The organism is Modestobacter sp. VKM Ac-2984, from assembly GCF_026967985.1.
Lineage (GTDB): Bacteria > Actinomycetota > Actinomycetes > Mycobacteriales > Geodermatophilaceae > Modestobacter.
On the sequence record NZ_JAPVBJ010000003.1, the window covers coordinates 399,032 to 424,945 of the forward strand.

25 protein-coding genes are annotated in these 25,914 nt (G+C 73.7%); 14 read left to right on the top strand and 11 right to left on the bottom strand.

The window, feature by feature from the left end; all coding sequences use genetic code 11:
- Positions 1-109 precede the first annotated feature (109 nt).
- From O2W16_RS09010 to O2W16_RS09045, 8 genes are all read left to right on the top strand, one after another.
- Positions 110-1,138: an L-erythro-3,5-diaminohexanoate dehydrogenase gene (locus O2W16_RS09010; protein ID WP_269158479.1), complete on the top strand. Its 1,029-nt coding sequence runs from the start codon at positions 110-112 to the stop codon at positions 1,136-1,138.
- Positions 1,138-2,643, top strand: coding sequence for an amidohydrolase (locus O2W16_RS09015; protein WP_269158480.1), 1,506 nt, complete (start codon positions 1,138-1,140; stop codon positions 2,641-2,643). Before O2W16_RS09010 ends, O2W16_RS09015 begins: the two co-directional genes overlap by 1 nt.
- Before the next feature lie 88 nt (positions 2,644-2,731).
- The gene (locus O2W16_RS09020; RefSeq protein WP_269158481.1) at positions 2,732-4,303 is read left to right on the top strand and encodes a lysine 5,6-aminomutase subunit alpha; all 1,572 of its coding nucleotides are present in this window, start codon (positions 2,732-2,734) and stop codon (positions 4,301-4,303) included.
- A 43-nt stretch (positions 4,304-4,346) separates the two neighbouring features.
- Positions 4,347-5,078: an OAM dimerization domain-containing protein gene (locus tag O2W16_RS09025; RefSeq protein WP_269158482.1), complete on the top strand. Its 732-nt coding sequence runs from the start codon at positions 4,347-4,349 to the stop codon at positions 5,076-5,078.
- Positions 5,075-5,476 carry a hotdog fold domain-containing protein gene (locus O2W16_RS09030; protein ID WP_269158483.1) on the top strand — a complete coding sequence of 134 codons (402 nt, stop codon included), beginning with the start codon at positions 5,075-5,077 and terminating at the stop codon, positions 5,474-5,476. Before O2W16_RS09025 ends, O2W16_RS09030 begins: the two co-directional genes overlap by 4 nt.
- A 523-nt stretch (positions 5,477-5,999) precedes the next feature.
- Positions 6,000-7,610: an apolipoprotein N-acyltransferase gene (gene lnt, locus O2W16_RS09035; protein ID WP_269158484.1), complete on the top strand. Its 1,611-nt coding sequence runs from the start codon at positions 6,000-6,002 to the stop codon at positions 7,608-7,610.
- The gene (locus O2W16_RS09040) at positions 7,607-8,410 is read left to right on the top strand and encodes a polyprenol monophosphomannose synthase (protein ID WP_269158485.1); all 804 of its coding nucleotides are present in this window, start codon (positions 7,607-7,609) and stop codon (positions 8,408-8,410) included. The genes lnt and O2W16_RS09040 overlap by 4 nt, the downstream gene beginning before the upstream one ends.
- 36 nt (positions 8,411-8,446) lie before the next feature.
- Positions 8,447-8,983 (top strand): FxsA family protein, encoded by a 537-nt coding sequence (locus tag O2W16_RS09045; protein WP_269158486.1) that lies wholly within the window; start codon positions 8,447-8,449, stop codon positions 8,981-8,983.
- 102 nt (positions 8,984-9,085) lie between these two features.
- Here the strand turns inward: O2W16_RS09045 and O2W16_RS09050 are convergent, their stop codons facing one another.
- The 4 genes from O2W16_RS09050 to O2W16_RS09065 form a co-directional block, all read right to left on the bottom strand.
- Complete coding sequence (locus O2W16_RS09050) at positions 9,086-9,430, bottom strand: RNA polymerase-binding protein RbpA (protein ID WP_036332628.1); 345 nt, start codon at positions 9,428-9,430, stop codon at positions 9,086-9,088.
- A 196-nt stretch (positions 9,431-9,626) separates the two neighbouring features.
- Positions 9,627-10,385, bottom strand: coding sequence for a thymidine kinase (locus O2W16_RS09055; protein WP_269158487.1), 759 nt, complete (start codon positions 10,383-10,385; stop codon positions 9,627-9,629).
- Positions 10,382-11,755, bottom strand: a complete 1,374-nt coding sequence (locus O2W16_RS09060; protein ID WP_269158488.1) for an MFS transporter — start codon at positions 11,753-11,755, stop codon at positions 10,382-10,384. The genes O2W16_RS09055 and O2W16_RS09060 overlap by 4 nt, the downstream gene beginning before the upstream one ends.
- A 102-nt stretch (positions 11,756-11,857) precedes the next feature.
- On the bottom strand, positions 11,858-12,634 hold the full coding sequence (locus tag O2W16_RS09065; protein ID WP_269158489.1) for a glycerophosphodiester phosphodiesterase: 777 nt from the start codon (positions 12,632-12,634) through the stop codon (positions 11,858-11,860).
- Positions 12,635-12,860: 226 nt separating this feature from the next.
- On the opposite strand from O2W16_RS09065, the gene O2W16_RS09070 reads away from it, so the two are divergent.
- The gene (locus O2W16_RS09070; protein ID WP_269158490.1) at positions 12,861-13,160 is read left to right on the top strand and encodes a hypothetical protein; all 300 of its coding nucleotides are present in this window, start codon (positions 12,861-12,863) and stop codon (positions 13,158-13,160) included.
- Between the two features lie 774 nt (positions 13,161-13,934).
- Entirely contained in the window at positions 13,935-14,411 is a 477-nt protein-coding gene (locus O2W16_RS09075) for a hypothetical protein (RefSeq protein ID WP_269158491.1), read from the top strand.
- A gap of 53 nt (positions 14,412-14,464) precedes the next feature.
- Here the strand turns inward: O2W16_RS09075 and O2W16_RS09080 are convergent, their stop codons facing one another.
- Entirely contained in the window at positions 14,465-15,019 is a 555-nt protein-coding gene (locus tag O2W16_RS09080) for an isochorismatase family protein (RefSeq protein WP_269158492.1), read from the bottom strand.
- A gap of 76 nt (positions 15,020-15,095) precedes the next feature.
- Positions 15,096-15,452 (bottom strand): TfoX/Sxy family protein, encoded by a 357-nt coding sequence (locus O2W16_RS09085; protein WP_269158493.1) that lies wholly within the window; start codon positions 15,450-15,452, stop codon positions 15,096-15,098.
- A gap of 268 nt (positions 15,453-15,720) precedes the next feature.
- On the opposite strand from O2W16_RS09085, the gene O2W16_RS09090 reads away from it, so the two are divergent.
- On the top strand, positions 15,721-17,511 hold the full coding sequence (locus tag O2W16_RS09090) for a glycoside hydrolase family 15 protein (protein ID WP_269158494.1): 1,791 nt from the start codon (positions 15,721-15,723) through the stop codon (positions 17,509-17,511).
- Positions 17,512-17,553: 42 nt separating this feature from the next.
- Here the strand turns inward: O2W16_RS09090 and O2W16_RS09095 are convergent, their stop codons facing one another.
- Together O2W16_RS09095 and O2W16_RS09100 are read right to left on the bottom strand one after the other, a co-directional pair.
- The gene (locus O2W16_RS09095; RefSeq protein WP_269158495.1) at positions 17,554-18,336 is read right to left on the bottom strand and encodes a hypothetical protein; all 783 of its coding nucleotides are present in this window, start codon (positions 18,334-18,336) and stop codon (positions 17,554-17,556) included.
- Positions 18,333-19,238 (bottom strand): ABC transporter ATP-binding protein, encoded by a 906-nt coding sequence (locus tag O2W16_RS09100; RefSeq protein WP_269158496.1) that lies wholly within the window; start codon positions 19,236-19,238, stop codon positions 18,333-18,335. The genes O2W16_RS09095 and O2W16_RS09100 overlap by 4 nt, the downstream gene beginning before the upstream one ends.
- A gap of 138 nt (positions 19,239-19,376) precedes the next feature.
- On the opposite strand from O2W16_RS09100, the gene O2W16_RS09105 reads away from it, so the two are divergent.
- The gene (locus tag O2W16_RS09105) at positions 19,377-20,672 is read left to right on the top strand and encodes a sensor histidine kinase (protein WP_269158497.1); all 1,296 of its coding nucleotides are present in this window, start codon (positions 19,377-19,379) and stop codon (positions 20,670-20,672) included.
- Between the two features lie 23 nt (positions 20,673-20,695).
- Positions 20,696-21,340 (top strand): response regulator, encoded by a 645-nt coding sequence (locus O2W16_RS09110; protein ID WP_269158498.1) that lies wholly within the window; start codon positions 20,696-20,698, stop codon positions 21,338-21,340.
- Between the two features lie 6 nt (positions 21,341-21,346).
- Here the strand turns inward: O2W16_RS09110 and O2W16_RS09115 are convergent, their stop codons facing one another.
- The gene (locus O2W16_RS09115) at positions 21,347-21,952 is read right to left on the bottom strand and encodes an antibiotic biosynthesis monooxygenase (RefSeq protein WP_269158499.1); all 606 of its coding nucleotides are present in this window, start codon (positions 21,950-21,952) and stop codon (positions 21,347-21,349) included.
- A 108-nt stretch (positions 21,953-22,060) separates the two neighbouring features.
- Between O2W16_RS09115 and O2W16_RS09120 the strand changes: the two genes are divergently transcribed.
- Complete coding sequence (locus tag O2W16_RS09120; RefSeq protein ID WP_269158500.1) at positions 22,061-22,765, top strand: M50 family metallopeptidase; 705 nt, start codon at positions 22,061-22,063, stop codon at positions 22,763-22,765.
- A gap of 12 nt (positions 22,766-22,777) precedes the next feature.
- Here the strand turns inward: O2W16_RS09120 and O2W16_RS09125 are convergent, their stop codons facing one another.
- Both O2W16_RS09125 and O2W16_RS09130 read right to left on the bottom strand, forming a co-directional pair.
- Positions 22,778-25,150 (bottom strand): glycoside hydrolase family 65 protein, encoded by a 2,373-nt coding sequence (locus O2W16_RS09125; protein ID WP_269158501.1) that lies wholly within the window; start codon positions 25,148-25,150, stop codon positions 22,778-22,780.
- Positions 25,147-25,878, bottom strand: a complete 732-nt coding sequence (locus tag O2W16_RS09130) for an HAD family hydrolase (RefSeq protein ID WP_269158502.1) — start codon at positions 25,876-25,878, stop codon at positions 25,147-25,149. The genes O2W16_RS09125 and O2W16_RS09130 overlap by 4 nt, the downstream gene beginning before the upstream one ends.
- Positions 25,879-25,914: the final 36 nt, after the last annotated feature.

Consider the following 25,914-nt stretch of genomic DNA (forward strand, 5'->3'; position numbering starts at 1 on the left):
GTCTCCAACTCCGACACCGCGACCCTACGGGAAGAAGTTCGGTCTTAGAGCGGATTGGCGATAGATTCTCCGGTGTCGAGCCGGGGACGACGAAGGGACGACGGTGGTGATGGACGTACTGCACCGCAGCCTCGGCGTGCACCGGGTGCTCGAGCCGGCCGGCGTGCTGCCCCAGGCCGCCCTCCGGCTGGACGCGGATCCCCGGATAGGCCCGGACGAGGTCTGCATCGCCGTGCACCGGCTCAACCTCGACGCCGCCTCCTACCGACAGCTGGCCGAGGAGCACGGCGGGGACGGCGACCGGGTGCGCGCCGCCGTCCTCGGGATCGTCGAGCGCCGGGGCAAGATGCACAACCCGGTCACCGGCTCGGGCGGGATGCTCATCGGCGTCGTCGACGAGGTGGGCGACGACTCCCCGCTCGGCCTGGAACCCGGCCAGCGGGTGGCCACCCTGGTCTCCCTCACCCTCACCCCGCTGCGGATCACCGACGGGCTGGCGCAGTGGGACGGCCGCAGCGAGCAGGTGCCGGCCGCCGGGACGGCTGTCCTCTTCGCCCGCTCCATCGCCGCCGTCCTGCCCGACGACCTGCCCCAGGAGGTGGCGCTGGCGGTGCTGGACGTCTGTGGGGCCCCGGCGACCACCGAGCGGGTCGTGCACCGGTCGGGCCACCGGCCCTCGGTCGCCGTCCTGGGCGCGGCCGGCAAGTCCGGCTGCCTGAGCCTGGCCGCCGCCCGCGATGCCCGGGCGGGCCGTCTCGTGGGCGTGGTCCGGGACGAGGGAGAGGCCACGGCACTGCGGGCGGCCCGGCTGGCCGACGAGGTGGTGGTGGCCGACGCCACCGACCCGCTCGCCGTCGCGACCGCGGTCGGCCAGCCGGTCGACGTCACCGTCGTGTGTGTCGACACCCCCGGCGCCGAGCACGGGGCGGTCCTCGCGACGGCCGACGGCGGCACCGTGGTCTTCTTCTCCATGGCCACGTCCTTCTCGGCGGCGGCCCTGGGAGCTGAGGGGATGGCGGCGGACGTGACGATGCTCGTGGGCAACGGCTACACGCCGGGGCATGCGGCCCTGGCGATGGACCTCTACCGGCACTCGCCGGGGGTGCGGTCGCTGATCGAGCCGCGGGTCCGCGCCTGATGAGCGAGCTGCTCATCCGGGACGTGACGGTCGGGGACCGGCCCGGCCGGGCGGTGCACGTCGTCGACGGGCGGATCGCCTGGCTGGGTGCAGCGGCCGACGCACCGGCGGCCGGCCGGGTGCTGGACGGCGGGGGAGCGCTGCTGACCCCCGCGTTCGTCGACGCCCACGTGCACGCCACCGCCACCGGGCTGGCGCTGACCGGTTTGGACCTGCACGGCGCCGACAGCCTGCGGGCGGCGCTGACCGACGTCACCGCGCAGACCACCGCCGCCCCCACCGGCACGGTGCTCGGCACCGGGTGGGACGAGACCGGCTGGCCCGAGGGCCGCGGGCTCACCCGGCACGACCTGGACGCGGTGGTGGGGGAGCGGCCGGCCTACCTGGCCCGGGTCGACGTGCACTCGGCCACCGTCTCCACCGCGCTGCTGGACCGGGTGCCCGGGATCACCGCGCTCCCCGGGTACAGCCCCGACGGCCGGCTCCGGCTCGACGCCCACCACGCCGCCCGGCAGGCCGCCTACGGGTCGGTGCCGCCGGGCCAGCGCCGCAGCGCGCAGCGGGCCACGCTGGACGCCGCGATCGCGCTGGGCATCGGCAGCGTGCACGAGATGGCCGGCCCGGAGGTGTCCAGCCCCGAGGACCTCGCCGGGCTGCTCACGCTGGCCGCCGAGGCGCCCGGGCCGCGGGTGGTCGGCTACTGGGGCGAGCTCTCCGAGCGCGGCGGACTGGACGTCGTCCGGGAGCTGCGGCTGGCCGGCGCCGGCGGCGACCTGTTCTGCGACGGCGCGTTCGGCTCGCACACCGCCGCGCTGAGCAGCCCCTACGCCGACCGGCCGGAGACCACCGGGGCACTGCGCTTCGACACCGCGGCCCTGGTCGAGCACGTGCGCGCGTGCACTGCCGCCGGGCTGCAGGCCGGGTTCCACTGCATCGGGGACGCCGCCGTCGACCAGGTGCTCACCGCGGTCGGCATCGTCGTGGCCGAGCTCGGCCGGGACGCCGTCCGGGCCTGCCGGCACCGGCTGGAGCACGTCGAGATGGTCAGCGACGCCGCGATCGCCCAGCTGCGCCGGTGGGGGATGGTCGCCAGCGTCCAGCCTGCCTTCGACGCCGCCTGGGGCGGACCGGCCGGCATGTACGCCGAGCGGCTGGGCGTCGAGCGGGCCGCCGGCTGCAACCCGCTGGCCGACCTCGTCGACGCCGACGTGACCGTGGCCATCGGCAGCGACGCCCCGGTCACCCCGCTGGACCCGTGGGGCGGCGTGCACGCCGCGATCGACCACACCACCCCCGGATCCGGCATGCGACCCTTCGACGCCTTCGACGCCGCCACGCACGGCGGCTGGGTGGCGGCCCGAGCCGAGCACCCGGAGGGGCCGCTGGCCGTGGGCGCGCCGGCGGACCTCGCGCTGTGGGCGACCGAGTTGACGCTCTCCGCCGTCCTGGCCGGGCGCGCCCGCCCCGCCTGCCGCCAGCTGATCGTCGCCGGCCGGCCGTGCTGACCAGCAGCCGCCGGGCGAGACCGCGGAGCCGTGGCACCTGCGGGAGACGGTCGGCACCGGCGCCGGCACGGGACGGAGGAGTTGGCTGATGAGCAGGCTGCAGCTGGACCAGGCACTGGTGGCGCGGGCACGGGAGCTCGCCGCCCGGGCGGCGGCGCCGGTGGTCGACCTGGCCGCCACGCACACCACGATCTCGGTGGAGCGGGCTCAGCTGCGGCTGGCCGGGCTGACCGGCACCGACCCGGTCCTCGGCGATGGTGAGGTGCCCTGGGTCAACCGGGTGGTGGACGCCGTCCGCGACCAGGTGGGCCTGGAGCACGGCGTCGCGTTGCCGGTCTGGCACGCGCTGGGCTCCGGCGGCACGTTGCAGGAGCTCGCCGAGCAGGTCGGCGCCGGCACCGCCCGGTTCACCGTGCCCGAGGGGAGCGCCGCCGACCGGGCCCGGGAGGCCGCCCGCGCCGCCGTCGGCGCCGGGATCGCCCGGATCGACACCAACCGGGCCCGCCGGGAGGAGCTGGTCGCCACGCACGGCAACCCGCCCCGCCGTCCGTGGATCTACCTGATCGTGGCCACCGGCGACATCCACGAGGACATCCCGCAGGCCCAGGCCGCCGCCCGCGCCGGCGCCGACGTCATCGCCGTCATCCGCTCCACCGGGCAGTCGCTGCTGGACTACGTGCCCGAGGGCGCCACCCGCACCGGCTACGCCGGCACGTACGCCACGCAGGAGAACTTCCGGCTGATGCGCGCCGCGCTGGACGACGTCAGCGCCGAACTCGGGCGCTACGTCCGGCTGACCAACTACGCCTCCGGGCTGTGCATGCCCGAGATCGCCGTCCTGGCCGGGCTGGAGCGGCTGGACATGATGCTCAACGACGCGATGTACGGGATCCTCTTCCGCGACATCAACCCGGTCCGGACCTTCGTCGACCAGCGGTTCAGCCGGATGGTGCACGCCCGCGCCGGGATCATCATCAACACCGGCGAGGACAACTACCTCACCACCGCCGACGCCGTCGACGAGGCGCACACCGTCACCGTCAGCCAGCTGCTCAACGAGCGGCTGGCGCACGAGGCCGGGCTCGCGGACTGGCAGCTGGGCCTGGGGCACGCCTTCGAGATCGACCCGGCCGTCCCGGAGTCCTTCCGGCTGGAGCTGGCGCACGCGCTGCTGGCCCGCGGGCTGTTCCCGGACGCGCCGCTGAAGTGGATGCCACCCACCAAGCACATGACCGGCGACGTGTTCCGCGGCTACCTGCTCGACGGCTTCTTCAACCTGGCCGGGGCGCTCACCGGCCAGGGGATCCTGCTGGTCGGGATGATGACCGAGGCCGTGGTCACGCCGTGGCTCTCCGACCGCGACCTGGCGCTGCGCAACGTCCGCTACGTGCTCGAGGCCGCCGGGAACCTGCACGAGGACTTCGCGCCCCAGCCCGGTGGGTTCATCGACCGCCGGGCGCACACCGTGCTGACCGAGGCCGTCGACCTGCTGGAGCGGATCGCGGCCCACCCGCAGGGGCTGATCCAGGCGGTCGCCGACGGCACCTTCGGCATCACCAAGCGGGCCCCGGACGGCGGCAAGGGCCTGGACGGCGTCGTCGTCAAGGCCGCCGACCACTTCGACCCGGCCACCGAGCTCCTGGAGCGAACCCATGCCTGAGCAGGGCCAAAGTCGCGATCTTGGCCCCTCGGGGGCTGGGAGTGTGGTGCGGCCGTACGGGGACACCACCGGTGACGGGATGGTGCAGACGTCGTTCACGTTGCCCGTCCCGCCCGGGCCCAAGGCCGAGGGCGCGGCGCTGCAGCTGGCGCAGAAGATGGGCATCGAGCCGGCGATGGTGGTGCACAGCGCCGCGATCGGGGAGGGATTCACCTTCTTCGTGGTCTACGGCAGCGTGCGGCACCTGGTCGACCTGGACGCCGTGCAGGTCGAGGAGCGCGCGTACCCACTGCTGTCGCCGGGTGAGGTCAACGCGGCGGTGAAGACCCGGCTCCGGCGCAGCCTCGTCGTCCTGGGGGCCTGCATCGGCACCGACGCGCACACCGTGGGCATCGACGCGATCCTCAACCTCAAGGGGTTCGCGGGGGAGAAGGGCCTGGAGTACTACCGGGAGCTGCAGGTGGCCAACCTCGGCGCCCAGGTCAGCGTGCCGGAGCTGGTGCACGCCGCCCGCAACCGCAAGGCCGACGCCGTCCTGGTGTCCCAGGTGGTGACGCAGAAGGACGCCCACCTGCGCAACACCCGCGAGCTGGCCGCCGCCTTCCGCGAGGCGATGGGGGAGTCCCGCCCGCTGCTGGTGGTCGGCGGCCCCCGCTTCGACCCGGCGATGGCCGCCGACCTCGGGGTGGACAAGGTCTTCGGCCGGGGGACGACGCCCGGCGAGGTCGCCAGCTACCTGGTGCACGCACTCGTCCCCGAGGAGGAGCCCGCATGACCGACCCGCGCCTGGGACTGATCGTCACCCACCGCCGCTACGTGCCCTACGCCCACGCCCACTACGGCGGCGCGCTCGTCGACGGGGCGTACACGCTCGGCCTGTTCGGCGACGTCGCAACCGAGGTGGCGATCCGCACCGACGGTGACGAGGGGCTGCTCGCCGGGTACTCGGCGGTCTCCTTCCTCGCCCCGGTGCAGGCCGGCGACGTCCTGGAGGCCTCCTGCGAGGTGGTCCGGGTCGGCCGCCGCAGCCGGGAGCTGCGCTGCTGGGCCGACGTCGTGGCCCGCGCCGACCCCTCCCGCGGCGCGTCGGCCGCCCAGCTGCTCGACCCGCCGCTGCGGGTGGTCGAGGCGATGGCGACGCTCGTCGTCCCCGGCCCCGACGCCCCGGGCTGACCCCGGCAGGTCGCCTCTCCGCCACAGCCCCGCCACCGGGTGTTCCGCTCCGGTGACGCTTGCAAACCACTGGTCCCGAGGGCTTCCCCGGCGTCCGATCGGTGCCTAGGGTCGGGGTCGCCCCATCCCGGGAGACCGGGGTGTGCTTCCCCCTCGGCACAGTCGCGCGCTCGTCCCTCGGTGACGCAGTCCGGTGACGCACCTCGCGTCGCTGCCTGCGCACACCGCCAGGCCGAGGGGGGACCGCGGACCCGAGGGTGCACGTCCCACTCCCGACGTCCGCTCCGGCGGGGCCCCGCGTCACCAGACAACGGAACGGCGACCGCACCCAGCGGCCGGTGTCCCGGCCCGAAGGCGCGGGGTGCCCCGGTGCGGACGCCGCTCGGATGCAGCTGCGGCGGTCGCCCAGCCAGAAGTGGGATGCTGGGAGGTGGTCACGGCATCAGCGCCACGACCGGGTCCGAGCAGCACGCCGGGCCCAGGGTGTCCCGGGCAGCGACCCGGGCCAGCGCGGAAGGCGGCGGTGCCGGCAGTGGTGGCGACCGGCACGGTGGAGTCAGCCACCCCGAGCACCCCGGCGGAGCGCCCGGGCCCGCGGCGCCGCTGGCCCTGGCGCACCGTCCTGGCGGCAGCCGGGGGCCTGGCGCTGTACCTCGCCTTCCCCGGGCACGACCTGTCCGTGCTCGCCGTGCTGGGCCCGGCGGCGCTCGCGCTCGCGGTCCGCGGCGAGCGGGTCCGCGGCGGCATCTGGCTGGGGCTGGTGCTGGGCCTGGTCTTCCTGCTGCCCCTGCTGTCCTGGACCGGGATCTACGTCGGTTCCTTCCCCTGGCTGGCGCTGGCCGTGGTCGAGGCGCTGTACTTCGCGATCCTCGGCGGTGCCCTGGCCGCCACCTCGCGACTGCCCGGCTGGCCGCTGTGGTCCGCCGCGCTCTGGGTGGGCGCCGAGGCGCTGCGCGGCCGCTGGCCACTGGGCGGGTTCCCCTGGGGCCGGCTGGGGTTCAGCCAGGCCGACGGGCCGTTCACGTCGCTGGCCGCCTACGGTGGCGTCCCGCTGGTGAGCTTCGCCGTCGCGCTGACCGGCACCCTGCTGGCCGCCGCCGTCGTCGGCCTGCACCGGGCTCGGCGCGGGCGGGACGGACGGCGTGCGGCCGCCCTGGCGCTCGTGGGTGCGCTCGCCGTCCCCCTGGTGGGCGTGCTGGCGGAGCTGCCGCTGGCCGGGGCGTCGCTGACCGAGGGCGGCCCCACCCGCACGGTGGCGGTCATCCAGGGCAACGTGCCCCGGGCCGGGCTGGACTTCAACGCCCAGCGGCGGGCGGTGCTGGACAACCACGCGGACCAGACGCTCGAGTTGGCCGCCGCCGTCGCGCGCGGTGAGGCCGCGCAGCCCGACCTGGTCATCTGGCCGGAGAACAGCTCCGACATCGACCCGTACACCAACGCCGACGCCGCCCGGGTGATCACCCGCGCCGCGGTCGCCATCGACGCGCCGATTCTGGTGGGCGCGGTGGTGCAGCTGCCGGGGGAGTACGTGGCGAACACGGCCATCGTCTGGGACCCGGTGACCGGCCCCGGCGACACCTACGTCAAGCGGCACCCCGTGCCGCTGGCGGAGTACGTGCCGGCCCGCGCCTTCTTCCGCTTCTTCAGCCCGCTGGTCGACCGGGTCACCGACTTCGTCCACGGCACCGAGGTCGGCGTCCTGGACGTCGGCGGGGCGCGCGTCGGGGACGTCATCTGCTTCGAGGTGGCCTACGACGGGCTGGTCGCCGACGTGGTCGACGCCGGCGCCGGCATGATCGTGGTGCAGACCAACAACGCGACGTTCGGGTACACCGACGAGAGCGCGCAGCAGCTGGCGATGAGCCGACTGCGGGCCGTGGAGTACGGCCGCACCGTCGTGGTCGCAGCGACCAGCGGGATCAGCGCCGTCGTCGCCCCGGACGGCTCGCTGGTGCAGCGCTCCGAGCTGTTCACCGCCGACACCTTCGTCGAGGAGATCGCCCAGCGGGACTCCTCGACCGTCGCCGAGCGGCTGGGCGCGGCGCCGGAGTGGGTGCTGACGGCGCTGGGCGTGGGCGCCGTCCTCGCCGCGGCGTCCCTGGCGCTGGCCCGGCGACGGGCCGTCGGCCGGTGACCGGCCCGGAGGTCCCCGGGCCGGTCCTGGTGGTCATCCCGACCTACGAGGAGGTCGGCAACCTGGCTGCGGTGCTGGACCGGCTGCACGCGGCGGTGCCGACGGCGCACGCCCTGGTCGTCGACGACGCCTCGCCCGACGGCACCGGGGAGCTCGCCGACGCCCGGGCCGCGGCCGACGAACGCGTGCACGTGCTGCACCGCACCGCCAAGGCGGGGCTGGGGCCGGCCTACGTCGCCGGTTTCCGCTGGGCCGAGGAGCACGGCTACGGCGTGGTGGTCGAGATGGACGCCGACGGCTCGCACCCACCCGAACGGCTCCCGGCGCTGCTGGCCGCCCTCGCCGACGCCGACCTGGTGCTGGGCTCCCGGTACGTGCCCGGGGGAGAGGTGCTCGACTGGCCGCCGCACCGGCTGGCGTTGTCGCGGCTGGGCAACCTCTACACCCGGTGGGCGCTGCGGCTGCCGCTGGCCGACGCCACGGGCGGCTTCCGGGCGGCGCGGATGGAGCTCGTCACCCGGCTGCCGTTCGACGCGGTCGCCAGCCAGGGCTACTGCTTCCAGGTCGACTGGGCCTGGCGGGCGGTCCGATCCGGTGCCCAGGTGGTCGAGGTGCCGATCGCCTTCAGCGAACGCACGACCGGGCGGAGCAAGATGAGCGGTTCGATCGTTGGAGAAGCACTGGTACGGGTGAGCTGGTGGGGCATCCTGGACCGGCTGGCCGATCGGCTGCCGGGGCAGGTGGTCCGTCCCGTGCCAGCACGAGCCCGGGACGGGCGGCGGCCCAGGGTCCTCCGGTAGGGAGGACCCACCGCCCCGCGGGCGGAGGGAGAACGCATGGCCACCAGCCACACTGCGCCACGAGGCACGTCGAAGCTGCGGATGGCGATCGGGCTGGGGGCGCTGGCCGAGGTCGTCGTCTACGTCCTGGTCGTCTCCTGGATCGGGCTGGGCTGGACGATCCTCGCCACCCTGGCCACCACCGTCCTGGGCGGGGCGCTGCTGGCCCGCCAGGGCACCAAGGCCCTCGGGGAGCTCCGGATGCGCGCCGAGGAGCACCGGGCACCTGGCCGCGCCCTGGGCGACGCCGGACTGGTCGCCCTGGGCGGGCTGCTGATGGTGCTGCCCGGCTTCCTGGGCGACCTGCTCGGGTTGCTCTGCCTGCTGCCGGTCACCCGCGCGCTGCCCCGCGCCCTGATCACCCGCGGGCTGCTCCGGCGACTGCCGGACCGGCTGCGCGGGCCGGTGCACGTGCGCTCGACGCGCACCGAGCCGGTCACCGGCCCCGACCAGCCGTTCCGGGCCGGGCCGGCCACCCGCGGGGAGCACCCGGTGATCGAGGGCGAGGTCGCCGCGGAGCGCACGGACCCCTGATCAGCTGGTCCGGGACCCTCCCAGGACACGGAACGGCCCCGGTGGGGGATCCCCACCGGGGCCGTTCACGTTCAGCTGAGGCGTCTCAGCTGGAAGAGCAGCTCAGGATGCGCGGGTGCGGCGACCGCGGAGCACCTCGAGGCGCTCGGCGAGGACCTCCTCGAGGTCGTCGACCGAACGACGCTCCAGCAGCATGTCCCAGTGCGTGCGCGGGGGCTTGACCTTCTTGGGGGCCGGCTCCGCGCCCCCGACCAGCTTGGCGGCCGAACCGTCGTACTTGCACTCCCAGGTGTCGGGGAGCTCGGCGTCATCGGCGAAGGGCACCGTGACGAGGTGCCCCTGGGCACACCGGTACTCGGCGTACTGCCGCTCGATGGGCGCGGTGTTGCGCTCGGTCTCATAGCTCACGCTGCCCAGTCGGCTTCCGCGTAGCGAACGCTCGCCCATGGCACACCGTCCTCTCGTGCTGATGTCGGTCAGATCTGGACTTCCCGGGCAGCCGCATGCTCACGCATCCGGTGCGGGGTGTCGTAGACGTCAACGACAGATGAAGGAAATGGATTCCACGTCGTCAGCAACACATCATCGCACGGGGTGATGTATCAGCGCTCAACCACCCTGACGGGTGAGCCCGGCGGCCTGTTCAGCGCAGGGCCAGCTGCCCCGGCCCGGTCGGCGTCGGCCCCAGCTGACCGCGGGAGAAGTGCCGCCGGCACAGCACCTGGTACCGGACGGCGGCCTCCCCGGCAGGGGGCACGGCCGCCGCGGGCTCCAGCGCCGGCGCAGTGTCGGCGACGACCACGGTGGCCCCCTCCCGGACCACTGCGTCGCCGACGACCCGGGCGTTGAGCAGACCGGGCAGGCCGCACCAGCAGAGCACCTCGACCTGCACCCGCTGCACGTCGTCGGCCAGCTCGAACAGCCGCTGGGTGCCGGGGAACAGCCGGGTGCGGAAGTCGGTGGTCAGCCCGAACGCGTAGACGTCGACGTGCGACTCGTCGACCAGCTCGGCCAGCTGCTCGGCCTGCTCGCCGGTGAGGAACTGCGCCTCGTCGACGATCAGGTAGTCGACCCGGTGCCCGGCGGCCCAGCGGTCGCGCACCAGCAGCCGGACGTCGGTGTCGGCGTCCAGCTCGACCGCCGCCCGCTGCAGTCCGACCCGGGAGCTGATCTGCGGGGTGCCGGACCGATCGCCCTGGGTCAGCAGCAACCCGTGGCGGCCCTGCCGGCTCTGGTTGTGGTCGACCTGGAGGGCGAGGGTGGACTTCCCGCAGTCCATCGGGCCGTGGAAGAAGACCAGGTGGGCCGGGGCCGGATGCCGGCGTCGGTCACCGGCGGCCGGGACGACGCCCAGCGAGGCGTCGAGGGCGGCGAGCTGGTCGACGGGGGGAGTGGGGGTCACAGACGCTCCGGGGGTGTGTTGCCGGCTTCGACGATCGCGCGGCGCATGTCCAGCCGGGCCAGCAGCCAGCCGCCGGCGACGAAGAAGAAGACGAGGCTGAAGATCGCGTACCGGTAGGACTCGGTGAGCTGGTAGGTCAGGGCGAACAGGAACGGGCCGAGCCAGCTGGTCCCACGGTCGCTGATCTCGTAGAAGCCGAAGTACTCGGCCTCCTTGCCCGGCGGGATCAGCTGGCTGAACAGCGAACGGGACAGCGCCTGGGTGCCACCGAGCACGAAGCCGATGCAGACGGCCAGCAGGTAGAACTGGACGACGGCGCCCGACTGCACGAAGTAGGCGGCCACCAGGACGCCGACCCACAGCACCAGGCTGCCCAGCACCGTCCGCTTGGCCCCGATCACCATGGCGATCCGGCCCATCGCGATCGCGCCGAAGAAGGCGACGACCTGCACCAGCAGGATCGCCGAGATCAGCGTCGACTGGTCCAGGTCCAGCTCCTCGGCGCCGTACTGCGCCGACACCCCGATGATGGTCTGCACGCCGTCGTTGAACAGCAGGTAGGCGCCGAGGAACCACAGGGTCAGCCGGTACCGCCGCAGGTCGCGCAACGTCGCGGCGAGCTGACGGAACCCCCCGGCGAGCGCCCCCTGCCCCGGGGAGACCGCCACGGCGGACTCCCGCGGCCGCCGGTTGCGCAGCAGCGAGACGCTGACCACGGTGAACCCGGCCCACCAGATGCCGGCCGAGGCGAGGCAGATCCGCACCGCCTCGCCCTCGGTCAGGCCGAGCGACTCGTACTGGGAGAACAGCGCCAGGTTGCCGGCCAGCAGCACCGCCCCGCCCAGGTAGCCGAAGGCCCAGCCGCGACTGGACACCGCGTCCCGCTCGTTCGGGCCGGCCAGGTCGGGCAGCCAGGAGTAGTAGACGACGGTCGCTGCACCGAAGGAGAGGTTCGCCGCGATGAACAGCGCGGCGCCCAGCAGGTAGCGCTCGCCGGCGACGAAGAACAGCGACATGGTGCACAGCGAGCCGAGGCCGGCGAAGGTGGCCAGCAGCTGCCGCTTGGCGCCGCTGCGATCGGCGATGGCCCCGGTGATCGGCAGCACCAGCACCTGCAGCACGACCGACAGCGACAGCACGTACCCGAACCAGCTGCCGGGCGGGACGCTGATGCCCAGCGGGTGGATCCGGCCGTCGGCGTCGGCGGCCGCCTCGGCGATCGACGTCAGGTACGGAGCCAGGAAGACGGTCGTCACCGAGGTGTTGAAGACCGACATCGCCCAGTCGTAGGAGTACCAACCGGCGCGCTCCCGGCGCAGCGCCCGGTCGGGCGGCGGCGGTGCGGGGTCGACCTGAGGGGCGGCGCTCACCGGCGCAGGGTGCCAGTCCCGGGGGCGGCGGTCCAGCACCGGTCCGGCTGGCCGTCCGTGCCGTTCACCGCCGGCCCGGGTGGAGCCACGTGGCGAGCGCGCTCACGCGCCGGTCCACTGCCCCCGGGAGACCAGCAGGTCGCGGAGCATCGACGGCCGGTCGGTCATCACGCCGTCGACGCCCAGGTCGAGCATCTCGGTGGCCTCCACCTCGCTGTCGACGGTCCAGACGTGCACCTGCAGGCTGCGGGCGTGCGCGGCGGCGATGAACCGCTCGTCGACCAGCGGGCGGCCCCCCAGGGCCAACGGCACCTGCGCGCAGCCGGCCTGGATCCGCACCAGCCCCGCGGCGCGCGGTGAGTAGGAGGAGAGCCGGAGCGCGGCGACGCCCTTGGGCCCCAGGGAGGTGCAGACGTCGGGGCCGAAGATGCGCCGCGCCGCAGCGATCCGGGCGTCGGAGAACGAGCCGAGGCAGATCCGGTCCTCGACGTTCAGCCGGCGGATCGAGCGCGCCAGGGGCGCCAGCACACCGGCGGCCTTGATGTCGAGGTTGAACCGGACGTCGGGCCAGGCGCCCAGCAGGTCCTCCAGCCGCATGATCGGTTCGCGGCCACCGATCAGCGCCGTGCGCACGTCCCGCCAGTGCATGGTGTCGACCCGACCGGTCTGGTCGGTGACCCGGTCCAGCGTCGGGTCGTGGAAGACCACCAGCTCGCCGTCGTAGGTCACCCGGACGTCGGTCTCGAGGTAGCGGTAGCCCAGCGCCACGCACGCCTCGAAGGCCGGCTGGGTGTTCTCGAGATGCTCGATGGCCCCACCCCGGTGGGCCATCGCCACCGGGGTCGGCCCATCGAGGAAGGCGTAACGCGAGCCCGGCACGCCCCCACGCTAGTGCGGTGCGCCACGGCCCGTCCGAGGAGGTCCTGGTCACGGGGCAGCCGCTCTCGCGGACCGGCTCGGGCGTGTCCGCGGCGGGCGGCCGGACCGGGCGTCTACCGTCCCTGCCGTGGCTGTAGAGCAGGGCGTCGAGGCCCGTCCGGCCCCTCGGACACGCCGGGCCGAGGGTGAAGAGCGACGGTGTGGTTGGTGCCGCAACGTCCTGCCGGTGCAGGAGTCGGTGGGCCGGCCCCGGCTCTACTGCGGCCAGGCCTGCCGGCAGCGGGCGTACGAGCAGCGCTCGGCGACGGCCAAGGCGGGTCTGTCCGCGGACGTCGTCCTGGTGACCCGGGCGGAGCTGGACGGCCTGCAGGACCGGCTGTACCAACTGCGCTGCGCCATCGAGGACGTCCAGACACTGCTGACCGAGAAGCCCACCAAGGCCGAGCTCGAGCGGTCCCTGGCCGACCTGGTCCGGTCGACCGGCCGGCTCGACCGGCTCTGGCTGACCGGCAAGACCGCCGGCTGATCCACGGGCGGCCGACACCCGATGCTGGCCGAGGATGCGTCACTGTGACGCATCTCACCAGGGCAAGTGGGCCTCCGGGGAGCGGTCGAAGGGGTCGCCGGCTTGTGTCGCGTCCGGCGCTCAGCTCGTTCAGCTCCGACGCACGATGGTCGCCCACGAGGGTGGTCGCGCCGGCCTGGCGCCAGTCGCGCACGACAACGAGCTCGCGAACCGGTGACCGTGAGTGTCCGAGCCCCGCGCACAGGTGCCTTTTCGTCAACGTGACGTTTCTGGGTCGGTGCAGCGAGACCAGGGGGAGTCGGGTCCGGTGATCACTCGAGGACTGCGGGCGACCCTGACCTGCGGCGAGAGGTGGCCGCCGGTGCTGATCGGTCACCACGACGGGCCATCAAGATCGTCTCCTGAGACGGCCGAGACGATCGCCGCCGGTCGTCGTGGGCAGCACCGGCGACACAACGCACTGGGGCGCGTGCCGGGCGCAGCGCGCTGAGTGGTTGCCGGGCGCAGTGACTCGATGAACACCAGGACGTCACTGCGGACGCATCGAGCTGTCACGGACGGACATGCGACGGTCGACGTGCACGGCGCCGAGCGGCGGTCCGTCGCCGGCCGGAAGGGGCTCTGATCAGCCTCATCCTGTTCGCCGATAATCGACATTATGTCAAGTAGTGGAGAGACCGGTGCACTGCTCTCGGCGGCAGCCCCCTCGGCACGCTCGTTCTGAAGAGGCTCGCGTGCGTAGGCTGACGCGGCAGCCACCGAACAGGAGCGACGATGCAACGACCGTCGATGGCACTCCTGGTCGCCACCATCTCCCTGCTCGGCACGTCAGGGTGCTCCTGGCTCTCCGAGTCCCCGCCGGAGCCCTCCACGCCGATGGCTGTTGACACCGAGGCCCCCTACGTGGCTGCGACCGACGATGCCGGCGCCACCACTCTGCTGGAGCAGGAGCACACCGGCTCGCACGTCGTCGAACTGCCCGTCGCCGGCGACCACCCGGTGCTGCACGTCGGAGGTGACTGCGGTGAGGAGCATGCGGGACAGTCCGTGACGATCGGAATCGGTGACGACCGATCCGTGTGGCAGATGCAGTTCACCGTCCCGTGTGCCGGCTCCGGCGGAGGTGCCTCGGTGAGCTACCCGGCCGAGGAGCTCCCGGGTGCGCCGACACGGCTGTACGTCACGACCGGAGACGACGTGCACCACGCCGTGCGCGTGTGGGGCAGCCACTCACCGACAGTCGTGTCGTGACCTGACTCCCCCACGTGGACGGTGCTCACGCCGCTCCATGTCCACTGGGCCGCTCAGCCGGTGAACGTCACGTCCTTCGTGTCGACCACCGCGGCCGTGCGCCCGGGCGCGGACTGGAACTGCCAGTAGAGGTTCGTGTGCGCGATGACCTGCTCGGCCGGCGGTGCACCCCAGGCCGTCTTGTCGCCGGCGGTGTGTGCGTCGCCGACCAGCGTCACGTCGTAGCCCCGGGTGAATGCACCGTGGATGGTCGACCGGATGCAGGCATCTGACTCGGCACCGGCCACCACCACGCGGCCCACGGCGAGGTCGGCCAGCACGTCCGCGAGGTCGGTGCCCTCGAACGAGTCGCCGTAGGACTTGTGCACCAGCGGCTCGGACTCGGCTCGCACCAGTTCGGGGACGTACTGCCAGGCGTCGCTCCCCCGCGCCAGCTCCTCGTCGGAGTGCTGCACCCAGACCACCGGCACCCCGTCGTCCCGGGCCTGCTCGACCAGCTCGTTGATGTGGCCCACCACCTCGTCCCGGCGGGGCGCCTCGGCCACCACGCCCTGCTGTACGTCGATGACGACGAGCGCGGTGTTCGGTCGGTCAGGCAGCGTGCTCATGGCGGTCTCCTGCGGTCAGCGGCTGGTGCGACAGCGGGGACGCTGGACCGGAGCCCCGACAGGAAACCCACGACGATCAGCTCCTCGCCGCCTTCGCGGCTGTCCGCTCGGCGTTGTGCTCCAGGACGGCGTGCATCCAGAACTGCAGGTCCCCGTCGTCCGTGAGCGCTGCCTCCTCGACGGCGATCCAACCCTCGCCCATGGAGCGGCCCGTGCCCATCTCCGCCCGGCGGGCCCCGGTCACCGAGAGGTACTCGGCGTCTCGGCTTCGCGACACCCGCACGAGCAGGGCTCCCCCACCGGCCGAGACGCAGGCGATCATCTCGTCGTCGACCATGAACGCGAGGCCACCGAACATCCGCACCTCGCGAACGGTCCTCTCCCCCGGGACAGCCCTGCGGACGCGGTCGGCGAGTTCGGCGTCGTAGGCCACGGACCGTCTCCCTTTCGGACGCGCCGAGCGGCGTGGAGCCACCGGTCGTTCCTAGCACCGTCCACGGCCAGCCGGGCCCTTGTCCCCCGTCACTTGCGCTGTTGTTCTGTTCTTCTTCTCTTTGATCAGTGTGGTTTGTTGGGGATAACGGATGATCATCACCCAGTCGCGGGGGTTTGCCGGGCGGTGCAGGACGGTAGGGCCTGCTGGGCGCCTTCGTGCCATGACGCGGCCCAGCCCCGGCCGACCCACTCGAGAGGAACCGCCCGTGCCCAGCAGGATCGAAGACTACGGACTGATCGGGGACCTGCAGACCGCTGCGCTGGTCGGCAAGGACGGCTCGATCGACTGGCTGTGCCTGCCGTCCTTCGACTCCGCTGCCTGTTTCGCCGCCCTGCTCGGCGACGAGCGCAACGGTCGGTGGCGGCTGGCCCCGGCCGACGGGAGCAGCTGCACCAGCCGGCGCTACCGGGGTGACTCACTGGTGCTGGAGACCGAGTGGGAGACCCCGACCGGCACCGTCCGGGTCATCGACTTCATGCCACCACGAGGTGAGAGCCCGGACGTCGTCCGGATCGTGGAGGGCGTGTCGGGCCGGGTGCCGATGCGGCTGGACCTGGTGCTCCGGTTCGACTACGGCCACCTCGTGCCCTGGGTGCGCTCGGTGGACGGCGACCTGGTCGCCGTCGCCGGCCCGGACGCGGTCTCACTGGCCACACCGGTGGAACTGCACGGGGAGGACCACACCACCTCGGCCGAGTTCGAGGTCACCGCCGGCGAGCGCATCCCGTTCGTGCTCACCCACCACGCCTCGCACCTCCCCCGGCCCGACCCGGTCGACGCCGAGGAGGCGCTGGTCAGCACGGAGGCGTTCTGGGCCGAGTGGATCGGCCACTGCACCTACGACGGCGAGTGGGGGCCGGCGGTCCGCCGTTCGCTGATCACGCTGAAGGCGCTGACCTACCGGCCCACCGGCGGCATCGTCGCCGCGGCGACCACCTCCCTGCCCGAGGAGCTCGGCGGCAGCCGGAACTGGGACTACCGGTACTGCTGGCTGCGCGACGCCGCCTTCACCCTGCAGGCGCTGCTGGGCACGGGGTACCTCGAGGAGGCGCGCGCCTGGCGGGAGTGGCTGCTGCGCGCCGTCGCCGGTGACCCGGCCGACCTGCGGATCATGTACGCGCTGGACGGGTCCCGGCGGATCCCGGAGTACGAGCTGCCGTGGCTGCCCGGGTACGAGGGCTCGGCCCCGGTGCGGGTGGGCAACGCCGCCGCCGGGCAGTTCCAGCTCGACGTCTGGGGCGAGCTGCTGGACGGGCTGCACCTGGCCCGCGAGTCCGGCCTCAGCCCCACCGCGGACGCCTGGGCGGTGCAGAAGGAGCTGCTGGCCTACCTGGAGGACATCTGGGAGACCCCGGACAGCAGCCTCTGGGAGGTGCGCGGCAAGCCCCGGCACTTCGTGCACTCCAAGGTGCTGGCCTGGGCCGGCGTCAACGGCGCGATCGAGGCGGTGGAGCGGCACGGGCTGGACGGACCGGTCGAGCGCTGGCGGGAGCTGCGGCAGCGGATCCACGACGACGTGTGCGCCCGCGGCTACGACCCCGAGCGCCGCACCTTCACGCAGTTCTACGGCTCGGAGGGGCTGGACGCCGCACTCCTGCTCATCCCCCAGGTCGGCTTCCTGCCCTGGGACGACGAACGGGTCATCGGCACCGTGGAGGCCGTGCAGCGCGAACTGACCTCCGACGGCTTCCTGCTCCGGTACCACACCTCCGCCGACGGTCGGGTCGACGGACTGCCGGGCGACGAGGCGCCGTTCCTGCTGTGCAGCTTCTGGCTCGCCGACGCCCTCAACGGCATCGGCCGCACCGCCGAGGCCCGGGAGCTGTTCGAGCGGCTCCTCGGCCTGGGCAACGACCTGGGCCTGATGAGCGAGGAGTACGACCCGCGCACCGGCCGGCACCTGGGCAACACGCCGCAGGCGTTCAGCCACGTCGGGCTGGTCAACACCGCCCGGCACCTCAGCGGGGCGCTGCGGGTCCCGGGCGAGCACGCCTGATCCGGTCGGCGGCGGGAGCCCTCCCCGCCGCCGACCGTCGGGTCAGGCGACCTCGGACCGCTGGATGCGCAGCCAGCCGATCACCATGGGCAGCACCACCCACAGCCCGACCGAGGTGCCGAACTGCGCCCAGCCCTGGCCGTCCAGCCCGTCCTGGAACAGCGGCATCGAGGTGGTCGACAGGTCCAGCCAGTCCCGCACCCAGTCCAGGGCGGCGATCAGGTTGACGACGATGTTGAACACCGTCGGCAGCACGAAGTACAGGACGATCGCCAGCGGCGAGCTGAGCAGCAGCATGCCGAACGCGACACCGGCCAGCACGGTCACCACCTGGACGACGAGCACCTGACCCACCAGCGCGGCAGAGATCCCCCAGTCCCGCTCCGCGTCGGAGAAGACCGGGGTCAACGCCGTCGCCAGCACGGAGGCCAGGGCCGCGACGACGACTCCGAGCACCGCCAGCACGGTGGCCGCGAGCACCTTGGCGACGAGCACCCGGGACCGCCGGGGCACCAGGGTGAACGTCGTCATCGCGGTGCGCTGCGACCACTCGCTGGTGACCAGCAGGATGCCCAGGACCGGCAGCAGGATGCTGATCGGCAGCTGGGTGATGCCGAAGTGGTCGGTGAACGTCTTGGGCGCGTCCTCGACGAAGACGGAGATCGCGACGACGCCGAGCACGGCCAGGCCGATGACGATGAGCAGCCAGCGGCCGGCGCGGGTGTCCGCGGACTTGCGCAGCTCCACCCGGACCAGCTGGAGCAGGGACGGCGCCGGGTGGTCGACCAGCGTCCGCGGCTGATCGGTGAGGGTCGCGGTGCTCATGCCTGCACCTCCTGGACCTCGTGCGAGGAACCGGTGAGGGAGCGGAAGAGGTCTTCCAGCCCCGCTCCCCCGGCAGCGCGGAGCTCGGTGAGGACGACGCCCGCCGCCGCCACCGCCTGCCCGACGGCGAGGGCCTCGGCATCGGCCACCAGCGCGTCGTCCGGGCCGGCGGACACGCCGATCCCGGCGGCCTCCAGGGCCTTGGCCAGCAGGGCCCGGTCCGGGCCGCGCACCAGGGTGCCGCCGGTGCCGGCCAGCAGCTCGTTCTTGCTGCCCTGCGCGACGATCCGCCCGCCGGCGATGACCACCAGCTGGTCGGCGACCGCCTCCACCTCGTGCAGCAGGTGCGAGGAGAGCAGCACCGTGCCGCCGCGGTCGGCGAAGTCCCGCAGCAGCCCGCGCATCCAGAAGATGCCCTCGGGGTCCAGCCCGTTGGCCGGCTCGTCGAGGACCAGCACCTGGGGGTCACCGATCAGCGCCGTCGCCAGCCCCAGCCGCTGCCGCATCCCGAGGGAGTACTTCCCGACGCGCTTGCCGGCCGGCCGGCCGGCGAGCCCGACCCGCTCCAGCGCCTCGTCGACCCGGTGCCGCTCGACGCCGAGGACCTGGGACGTCAGGGTGAGCACCTCCCGACCGGTGCGCCCGCTGTGCTGTGCACCCGCGTCGAGCAGCACGCCCACCGACCGCCCGGCGTTGGGCAGGTCGCGGTACCGGCGTCCACCCACGGTCGCCGTGCCGCTGCTCGGCTCGGCCAGCCCGACCAGGGCGCGCATCGTGGTGGACTTGCCGGCGCCGTTGGGGCCGAGGAAGCCGGTGACGGTGCCCGGTGCGCAGGAGAAGGAGACGTCGGAGACGGCGACCTGTGCGCCGTACCTCTTCGTCAGGTGCTCGATCGTGATCATGGTGCAGACCCTGCCCCGACCAGGCGGTCCCGCGCATCGGCCAGAAGTAGGTGATCTTGGGCCGAACCCGGCTCACGGCGGCCCAGACGTAGACCTTGGTCTGTTCCAGGCGCCGACGGGGGTCCGTAGCCTCCCCCTGTGAGCGTGGCGATGCGGTCGGGACCTCCCTCCGGTGTGGAGCACCCCTCCCTGGTGCCCGCCCAGCTGCTGGGCGACCCCGGTGCCGCGCCCGAGCGCAGCCCGGACACCGGGTCCGGCACCGGCCGACCCCGCCGCGTCCGCCGCTCGGTCCGGGACTGGGCGGTCGACGTCGCGGCGTTCGTGTTCGCGATCGCCTTCGGCCTGGTCGTGGTGGGCAGCACGCTGAGCGAACCCGGGCCGCACCCGGACGCGCTCATCGCCGCCGACATCGCGGCCGGGACGATCGGCTGCCTGCTGCTGTGGTGGCGGCGCCGGTGGCCGGTCGGCGTCGCCGTGGTGCTGGCGGCGATCGGCATCTTCTCCGACATGAGCGGCGCAGCGGTGCTGATCGCGCTGTTCACGGTCGCGGTGCACCGCCGGCTCCCACCGGTGCTGGCCGTGGCGGGGCTGAACCTGGTGTCCTTCCTCGCCTACTGCCTGCTGCGTCCGACCGAGGACATGCCGGTGCCGCTGTTCGTCGGGTTCGGCGTCGTGCTCATCGCCGCCGTCGTGGCCTGGGGTCTGTTCGTGCGTGCCCGCCGCCAGCTGGTGGTGTCGCTGCGGGAGCGCGCGGTGCGCGCGGAGGACGAGCAGCAGCGCCGGGTCGAGCAGGCCCGGCACCTCGAGCGCACCCGGATCGCCCGGGAGATGCACGACGTGCTCGCCCACCGGCTGTCCCTGCTGAGCATGCACGCCGGCGCCCTGGAGTTCCGCCCCGACGCCCCCGCGGCCGAGGTGGCCCAGGCCGCCGGCGTCGTCCGGGCCAGTGCCCGACAGGCGCTGGAGGACCTCCGGGAGGTGATCGGAGTGCTCCGCGACGGTGGCGACGGCGACCCGAGCACCCGCCCCCAGCCGACCCTGGCCGACCTGCCCGCACTGATCGAGGAGTGCCGGCGGGCCGGGGTCCGGGTGCGGGCGGAGTACCGGGTGCCCGAGCTCGGCTCCGCCCCGACAGCCACCGGGCGCAACGCCTACCGCGTCGTCCAGGAGGGCCTGACCAACGTGCGCAAGCACGCGCCGGGCACCGTCGCCGCCGTGCTCGTCTCCGGGGGCCCCGGCACGGGCCTGACCGTGGAGGTGCGCAACCCCACGCCGGCGGGTGGCGAGCACGCCACGCCGCTGCCCAGCGCCGGGACGGGCCTGGTCGGGCTGCTGGAGCGGGTCAGCCTGGGCGGCGGCCACCTGGAGCACGGGTGGACCACCGACGGGGAGTTCCGGCTGCGCGCCGAGCTGCCCTGGCCGGCGACGGCGTGAGGGAGCCGGTCCGGGTCCTCGTCGTGGACGACGATCCGCTGGTGCGCGCGGCGCTGGCCATGGTCCTCGGTGGCGCCGATGACCTGGAGCTCGTCGGCGAGGCCACCGACGGTGCCGAGGTGCCGGCCGCCGTCGCGGCCAGCGCGCCGGACGTCGTCCTGATGGACATCCGGATGCCGTGCACCGACGGGCTGACCGCCACCGAGCTGCTGCAGGCCCGGCCGGACCCACCGGAGGTGATCGTGTTGACCACCTTCGACGCCGACGACCAGGTGCTCCGTGCCCTGCGGGCGGGGGCCAGCGGCTTCCTGCTCAAGGACACCCCGCCGGCGACGATCCTGGAGGCCGTGCGCCGGGTGGCGGCCGGGGAGCCGATGCTCTCCCCCACCGTGACCCGTCAGCTCATCGCGCATGTCTCGGCCGTGCGACCCGCCGGCCCGGGCGACGACCGGCAGACCCGCGCCCGGACGCGGCTCGCCCTGCTCAGCGACCGGGAGCGGGAGGTGGCGCTCGCCGTCGGGCGCGGGCTGTCGAACGCCCAGATCGGTGCGGAGCTGTACCTCAGCGTGGCCACCGTGAAGGCGCACGTCTCCCGGCTGCTGGTGAAGCTGGAGGTCGCCAACCGGGTCCAGATCGCGCTGCTCACCCACGACGCCGACCTGGTGTGACGCCGGTCAGCGGTCGCGCCAGCGGCGTCCGGCCAACCACCACCCCAGCTGCCGGGTCACCCAGGGCAGCAGCAGGTAGGTCATCACCGGGGTGAGGGCCAGCGTCATCGCGGCCACCCGCAGGACGACGTGGGCCTCGGCCAGCACCGCGCCCAGGGTGAGCGTGGCGAGCAGGTTGAGCGGGAAGAAGACCAGCCAGATGGTCACCGCCTGCTTCCACCGCGGGGGTGCAGCGGCCACGGGCAGCTCGGTCGACGCGTCGGCCGGGGCGTCGAACCAGCCCTCGATGCCGGTGCGCCGCTCGGTTCGGGTGACCTCGGCCAGCCCCTGGGCGGACCCCAGCCACCAGCGCCGCTCCGGACTGGCCTCCCAGGCCGTCAGCGTGGCCGGTGAGTCGAAGCGGCACAGCATGTGCCACTCCTCGGCACCGTGGCGTGGGCGGACCCAGCCACCGCCGAGGAACCCGGGGAAGGCCTCGGCCATCGTCAGTCCCGCCCGGATCCAGGCGGTCATCTCCACCGCGTGGGCCGGGTCGGCCCGCCGCGTGAACGAGACGGTCACCGGCAACTGCGGGGTCTCCGCCGGCGCCGGCACCGGGACAGTGCGCTCCATGTCCCCAGCATCGCCGTTGCGGATGACGCGGAGATGTCGGATCGGTCACCCTGCCGGCTGCGGCGTGGCGCTGACCTGGTGCACAGGTCCGCTGGCGACCATGCCCGGGTGGACGTCGTCAGCTCGCTCTGGGAACAGGTCTCGGCGACCTCTCCCCCGCTGCCGGGCTGGCTGCTCGCGCTGACCGCGGCGCTCGCCGCCTGCCTCGTCCTCTCCCCCACCCTGTGGCAGCGGGCCCGGCACTCGGTGACGATCGCGCACGAGGGCGCGCACGGCCTGGCCGCGCTGGTCACCGGGCGGCGGCTGGCCGGCATCCGCCTGCACTCGGACACCTCCGGGGTCACCGTCTCGGCCGGCCGGCCCCGCGGCCCCGGCATGGTGCTCACCGCCGCCGCGGGCTACACCGGCCCGGGCCTGTTCGGGCTGGGTGCGGCGGCGCTGCTGGCCACCGGGTACGCCATCGGGCTGCTGTGGGCGCTGCTGCTGCTGCTCGCCCTGCTCCTCGTGCAGATCCGCAACTGGTACGGCCTGTGGTCGGTGCTCGTCACCGGCGCACTGGTCTTCGCGGCCACCTGGTGGCTGCCTGCCGAGGGCCAGTCGGTCTTCGCCCACGGGGTGACCTGGTTCCTGCTGCTGGCGGCACCCAAGACCGTCCTGGAGCTGCAGGCCAAGCGCCGGTCCGGCTCGGCCCGGGACTCCGACGCCGACCAGCTGGCCCGCCTGACCGGCCTGCCCGGCCTGGTGTGGGTGGGCGTCTTCCTGCTGGTCGACGGCGGTGCCCTGCTCCTCGGCGGCTGGTGGCTCCTGCTGTGACGGCCCCCTTCGTCAGTCGGAGCCGGGGCGGTTGCGGCGGCGGGGGGCGGCGTGCGGCGGCTGGCGCACCGGGTCCACCTCGGGGGCGGGCGGGATCTCGTACTCCACCGTCTCGCCGGTGACCACGATCGGCTTCCCGTGGTGCGCGGTCTCCAACGACCCCTCGCCGTAGACCAGCCGGTAGCTGGCCTTCTCCGGGGTCACCGTGACCGACAGGCACTTCCCCTGGAACACCACCCGGAAGCGCAGCCGGCGGATCCGGCCGGGCAGCCGCGGGGCGAAGGTCAGCCGGCCACCGTGGTCCCGCATCCCGCCGAAGCCGGCGACCGCGACCGTCCAGCCCCCGGCGAGCGAGGCGATGTGCAGCCCGTGCCCGCTGTTGCCGTGCAGGTTCTGCAGGTCGGTCAGCGCGGCCTCGGCCCAGTAGTCGTGCGCGAGGTCCAGGTGCCCGGTCTCGGCTGCCATGACCGCCTGCACCGACGCCGACAGGGAGGAGTCCCGCACCGTCCGGGCCTCGTAGTAGGCGAAGTCGGCGATCTTCTCCTCGAGGGTGAAGGCGTCCCCCCGCAGGTGCAGGGCCATCACCAGGTCGGCCTGCTTGATGACCTGCTTGCGGTAGATGTCGAAGTAGGGGAAGTGCAGCAGCAGCGGGTACTGGTCGGGCCGGGTGCCCTCGAAGTCCCACTCCTCGTGGTGGGTGAAGCCCTCGGACTGCTCGTGCACCCCGAGCTCGGCGTTGAACGGCACCCGCATGGCGTCCGCGGCGCGGGACCACAGCTCCAGCTCGTCCTCGCCCACCTGGAGCCGCGCCGCGGTGTCGGGCTGGCGGCGGGCGGCCGCGACCGCCTCGCGCAGGTTCCGCTGCGCCATCAGGTTCGTGTAGACGTTGTTGTCCACCACGGCGGTGTACTCGTCGGGTCCGGTGACGCCGTCGATCCGGAAACCCCGGCCGTCGTCGAAGTGGCCGAGCGAGGCCCAGAGCCGGGCCGTCTCCACGAGCAGCTCGGTGCCGTGGTCGCGGTCGAACTCCTCGTCCAGGGTGGCCGCGGTGTACCGGGCGACGGCGTCGGCGATGTCGGCGTTGATGTGGAAGGCGGCCGTCCCGGCCGGCCAGTAGCCCGACGTCTCCTCCCCGCGGATCGTCCGCCACGGGAACGCCGCGCCGGTGTGGCCCAGCACCCGGGCCCGCTCACGGGCGAGGTCCAAGGTCGAGTGCCGCCACAGCAGGGCGTCCCGCACGGCGCCGGGTGCGGTGTAGGTGAGCACCGGCAGCACGTAGGTCTCGGTGTCCCAGAAGGTGTGGCCGTCGTAGCCGTCACCGGTCAGGCCCTTGGCCGGGATCGGCTGCCGCTCGGCGCGCAGGCCGGCCTGCAGGACGTGGAACATGCCGACGCGCACGGCCTGCTGCAGCTCGTCGTCGCCCTCGACCTCGACGTCGGCCTCCTCCCAGTGCCGGTCCAGCAGCTCACGCTGCTCCCGGACCAGCCGGTTCCAGCCGGCCAGCTTCGCGGTGGCCAGCGCGCCCTCCACCTGGTCCCGGACGGCGGCCGAGGAACGGCGGCTGGACCAGCCGTAGGCCAGGTACTTCACCAGCCGCAACTTCGAACCGGCCGGCAGCCGGGCGGCCAGGGTGTAGCGGCCCAGGTCCGGGGAGACCTCCAGGTCCTCGGTGGCCGAGTCCGGGACGTCGACCTCGTGGTCCATCCCGGCGGCCATCCGCAGCCGGCTGCCGGGGGTCTGGTGCACCAGGACGGCGTGCCGGCCGCGGCCGACGTGCAGCTCCGACTGCAGCGGCCGGGTCATCGCCGAGGCCGCGCGCGGGTCGTCGGACTGCGTCGTGGTCACGAACTCGTTGGCCAGCAGGTCCGACTGCAGCGCGATGTAGAGGTCGCCCTGGTCGTCGGTGCACTCCACGGTGTACTCGATCGCGGCGATCGACCGCCGGGTCAGCGAGACCAGCCGGGTGCTGGTGACCCGGACCTGACGCCCGCTGGGCCCCCGCCACTCGGTGGCGCGGCGCAGCACCCCGTTGCGCAGGTCCAGGGTGCGGCGGTGGTCGACGACGTCGCCGTACTGCAGGTCCAGCGGGGTGTCTCCGACCAGCAGCCGGATCAGCTTGCCGTCGGTCACGTTGACCACGGTCTGCCCCTGCTCCGGGAAGCCGTACCCGGCCTCCGCGTAGGGCATCGGCCGCTCCTCGAAGAAGCCGTTCAGGTAGGTGCCGGGGACGACGACCGGCTCCCCCTCGTCGAGCGTGCCGCGCATCCCGATGTGCCCGTTGGCCAGGGCGAAGACCGACTCGTTGACCGCCAGGGAGGCCAGGTCGACGCCGACCTCGGTCAGCGACCAGGGCTCGACCAGGAAGTGCGCGCGCCCCTCGGTCACGGGGTCTCCCCCAGCAGCTGGTCCAGGTCGGTGACGACGACGTCCGCGCCGCGCTCGCGCAGCCCGTCGGCCTGGCCCACCCGGTCGACCCCCACGACGTACCCGAAGTCACCGGCCCGTCCGGCGGCGACCCCGGACAGCGCGTCCTCGAAGACGGCGCACTCGGCCGGCTCGACGCCGAGGGCCCGCGCACCGGCCAGGAAGGTGTCCGGGGCCGGCTTGCCGCGCAGCCCCTGGGCGGCGGCGACCACCCCGTCGATCCGGGTGTCGATCAGGTCGGCGAAACCGGCGACGGCGACGACGTGCTCACCGTTCGCCGACGCCGTGACGACGGCGGTGGCCAGGCCGGCGTCCCGTGCCGCCCGCAGGTACCGCATCGAGCCCTCGTAGACCTGCACGCCGTGCTCGTCCAGCTCGGCCATGATCAGCTCGTTTTTCCGGGTCGCGACGCCGGCGACGGTGAGCGCGTCGGCGAGGTCGTCGTCGCTGCCCTCGTCCAGGGTGATCCCCCGGCTGGCCAGGAAGTCCCGGACGCCGTCCTTGCGCGGCTTGCCGTCGACGAACTCGTTGTAGTCGGCGAGGCTGAACTCCGCGGCCCCGGGGTCCCGGTTCCGCAGGAACTCGTCGAAGGTGCGTTTCCAGGCAGCCTGGTGCACCTTGGCCGTCTGCGTCAGGACCCCGTCGAGGTCGAACAGGCAGGCCCGGATGTCTTCGGGGAGTCCCAGCACGTCCGACACGCTACGGCGAGACCACCGCCGGGACCT

Bases quoted from the DNA above. Each gene is read 5' to 3' on its own strand.
- O2W16_RS09015 (WP_269158480.1), top strand. From the start codon at position 1,138: ATGAGCGAGCTGCTCATCCGGGACGTGACGGTCGGGGACCGGCCCGGC.
- O2W16_RS09095 (WP_269158495.1), bottom strand. From the start codon at position 18,336: ATGAGCACCGCGACCCTCACCGATCAGCCGCGGACGCTGGTCGACCAC.
- O2W16_RS09115 (WP_269158499.1), bottom strand. From the start codon at position 21,952: ATGGAGCGCACTGTCCCGGTGCCGGCGCCGGCGGAGACCCCGCAGTTG.
- O2W16_RS09100 (WP_269158496.1), bottom strand. From the start codon at position 19,238: ATGATCACGATCGAGCACCTGACGAAGAGGTACGGCGCACAGGTCGCC.
- O2W16_RS09030 (WP_269158483.1), top strand. From the start codon at position 5,075: ATGACCGACCCGCGCCTGGGACTGATCGTCACCCACCGCCGCTACGTG.
- O2W16_RS09075 (WP_269158491.1), top strand. From the start codon at position 13,935: ATGCAACGACCGTCGATGGCACTCCTGGTCGCCACCATCTCCCTGCTC.
- O2W16_RS09080 (WP_269158492.1), bottom strand. From the start codon at position 15,019: ATGAGCACGCTGCCTGACCGACCGAACACCGCGCTCGTCGTCATCGAC.
- O2W16_RS09020 (WP_269158481.1), top strand. From the start codon at position 2,732: ATGAGCAGGCTGCAGCTGGACCAGGCACTGGTGGCGCGGGCACGGGAG.
- O2W16_RS09010 (WP_269158479.1), top strand. From the start codon at position 110: ATGGACGTACTGCACCGCAGCCTCGGCGTGCACCGGGTGCTCGAGCCG.
- O2W16_RS09050 (WP_036332628.1), bottom strand. From the start codon at position 9,430: ATGGGCGAGCGTTCGCTACGCGGAAGCCGACTGGGCAGCGTGAGCTAT.
- O2W16_RS09045 (WP_269158486.1), top strand. From the start codon at position 8,447: ATGGCCACCAGCCACACTGCGCCACGAGGCACGTCGAAGCTGCGGATG.